The sequence below is a fragment of the Novosphingobium sp. GW835-FHT14H07 genome (assembly GCF_058793515.1).
The window spans coordinates 1-2,823 of the sequence record NZ_JBXAFX010000063.1 but is presented as its reverse complement, the minus strand read 5'-3'; the positions used below and the strand labels follow the sequence as shown (position 1 = coordinate 2,823).

Below are 2,823 nucleotides of genomic sequence, written 5' to 3'. Positions count from 1 at the left end.
CACTGATCGACGCGCCGCGACAATCACATTCTCATCCTGATTGACGCGCAATCCTCATCCAGTTTGTCGCGCTACACGCTTCAGCCGTTTCCTGCGCAAAGATCGTCTTGATCATGGCGATGACTGCCGGTCGCTGCTTGGGCGCGGCATGTGCCAGCGCATTGCGCATCCAGTGGACCCGGCAGCGTTGCTGGCTCGCGGCGAACACCTTGCTGGCGGCGGCGCGCAACCCCTTGTGGTCGTCCGCGATGACCAGCTTTACCCCGCGAAGTCCCCGGTCGGCGAGCGAGCGCAGGAAGGCTTTCCAGAAGGGTTCCGCTTCTGAAGGGCCGGTGGCAACGCCCAGAACCTCGCGCCGACCATCGGTGTTGACGCCGACGGCGATTATCGCCGCCGTCGAGACGATCCGCCCGCCCTCGCGGACCTTGAGGTAGGTGGCGTCGATCCACAGGTAGGGCCACTCGCCCTCGATCGGCCGCTGCAGGAAGGCGTTCACCCGTTCGTCGATCTCGGCCACCAGACGGCTCACCTGGCTCTTCGAGACGCCGCTGGCGCCCATCGCCTTGACCAGATCGTCGACCGAGCGAGTCGAGACACCGTGGACGTAGGCTTCCTGGATCACCGCCGCCAACGCCTTCTCAGCCGTGCGGCGTGGCTCAAGGAAGCTCGGGAAGTAACTGCCCTTCCTGAGCTTGGGGATCGCCAGCTCGATCCGGCCGGCCCGAGTGTCCCAGCCCCGTTCGCGATAGCCGTTGCGGTGGTTGAGCCGCGCCGGGCTGCGACTGCCCGCAGCCGCACCCGTTCTGGCCTCAATCTCCAGATCCATCATGCGCTCGGCGGCAAATGCCAGCATATCGCGCACCAAATCGCTGTCTGCCCCTTGCTCAATCAGCTCAACAAGGGCCATTCTGTCGTCGGTCATCGTCTTCTTCTCCAGGTTCGAGTTCGCATCCGAACCCTACCAGAAGATCGACGGTGGCCACCCTCTCAGAGAAACCTTCCTACACCACCCCGTGGGACACGACCTCTCGATGCGCTGCTTGAGGAGAACGAAGGTCGCGGCCGCCGCGATCGGCTACGGATGACGCGTATCCATGACCTGCTGGTGCGCGAGGGGTTCGATGGATCCTATGATGCGGTGCGCCGCTATGCGGCGCGCTGGCGTGCTGCGCGGCGGAAGGATGCTGGCGAAGGCGCACCGGCGTTCATCCCGATGACCTTCCAGCCGGGTGAGGCCTACCAGTTCGACTGGAGCCACGAGGATGTGGAGATCGCCGGCAAGCCGATGCGGGTGAAGGTGGCGCATATGCGTCTCTGCGACTCGCGCGCACCCTATGTCCGGGCCTATCCGCGCGAGGGCCAGGAGATGCTGTTCGATGCCCATGCCCGGGCGTTCGCGTTCTTCGGCGGTGTGCCGCGACGCGGTATCTACGATAATATGAAGACGGCGGTGACGGCCGTGTTCACCGGCAAGGAGCGTGTGTTCAACCGCCGCTTCCTGATCATGACCGATCATTACATGGTCGAGCCGACCGCCTGCTCGCCGGCGGCGGGATGGGAGAAGGGCCAGGTCGAGCAGCAGGTCCAGACAATCCGAGGCCGCTTCTTCCAGCCGCGGCTCCGGTTCGCCAGCCTGGCCGAGCTCAACGGGTGGCTGGAGGCCGAGTGCCGGCGCTGGGCCGAGCATCATGCCCATCCCGAACGCGGGGATATTACCGTCGCCGAGGCGCTGGATATGGAGCGACCGGCCCTGCAGCCGATCCTGGCACCGTTCGACGGCTTCCATGAGAGCGAGCATGCCGTCACCGGCACCTGCCTCATCAGCTTCGATCGCAACCGCTACTCGGTCATGTCGACGGCCGCACGCCGGACCGTTCAGGTGCGCTCCTATGCCGATCGCATCGTCATACGCTGCGGCGATGCGATCGTCGGGGAGCATGAGCGCCACTTCGGTCGGAACCGCACGATATACGATCCCTGGCATTATCTGCCGGTCCTCGCGCACAAGCCCGGCGCGCTGCGTAACGGCGCACCGTTCCAGGACTGGGATCTGCCGCCCGCCCTGCACCGATTACGGCGAAGGCTCGGCACCGGGGACGAGGCCGATCGCAGGTTCGTGCGGGTCCTCTCGGCGGTGCTCACCGATGGCCTGGAGCCGGTAGAGGCTGCCGTGCGCGAAGCGTTGGCGAACGGAACGGCCAGCGACGAGCTGATCCTCAACATCCTCTCCCGGCGCCGCGAGCCGGCGACACCCCACAGCATCGTCACTTCGGAAGACCGGATGCTGCAGCATCCTCCGCTCGCCGACTGTGCCCGCTATGATCTGCTGCGAGGCTATGATGCAGCGGCATGATATGATCGACACGATGCGCGGCCTCGGACTCAAGGGCATGGCGGCGGCGTTCGACGAGGCGGTCACCACCGGCCTCCAGCGCAAGCGCACCACCATGGAGATACTGACCGACCTGCTCCGTGCTGAGGCGACCCACCGGGATGCAGCCTCCATCCGCTATCGGATGACGGCTGCGAGGCTGCCCGTGGTGAAGGACCTGGAGCGGTTCAGCTTCGAGGGCACACCGATCAATGAGGAGATGATCCGCTCCCTTCACGATGGCTCCTTCCTCCCGCCTCGCCGCAATATCGTGCTGGTCGGCGGCACGGGGACAGGCAAGACCCACCTCGCCATCGCGATCACCGCCAATGTCGTGCGAAGGGGCGCTCGCGCCCGCTACTTCAACACCGTCGATCTGGTGACACGCCTCGAAGAGGAGACCCGGATCGGCAAAGGCGGGACCCTGGCGGCGCAGCTGTCGCGGCTCGACC

Annotated in this window: 1 protein-coding gene and 2 pseudogenes; 2 read left to right on the top strand and 1 reads right to left on the bottom strand. The window is 65.6% G+C overall.

All coding sequences use genetic code 11. The annotated features are described in order from the left end of the window. Window positions 1-46: 46 nt before the first annotated feature. Window positions 47-922, bottom strand: a pseudogene (locus tag AC1Q5P_RS21720) (IS256 family transposase); the annotation flags it as partial. 105 nt (window positions 923-1,027) lie between these two features. On the opposite strand from AC1Q5P_RS21720, the pseudogene istA reads away from it, so the two are divergent. Both istA and AC1Q5P_RS21710 read left to right on the top strand, forming a co-directional pair. Then, window positions 1,028-2,353: pseudogene (gene istA / locus AC1Q5P_RS21715) on the top strand (IS21 family transposase); the annotation flags it as partial. Continuing rightward, window positions 2,340-2,823, top strand: a 484-nt coding sequence (locus tag AC1Q5P_RS21710) for an ATP-binding protein (protein ID WP_273335406.1), incomplete at its 3' end; no start/stop codon positions are given. The pseudogene istA and the gene AC1Q5P_RS21710, both read left to right, overlap by 14 nt.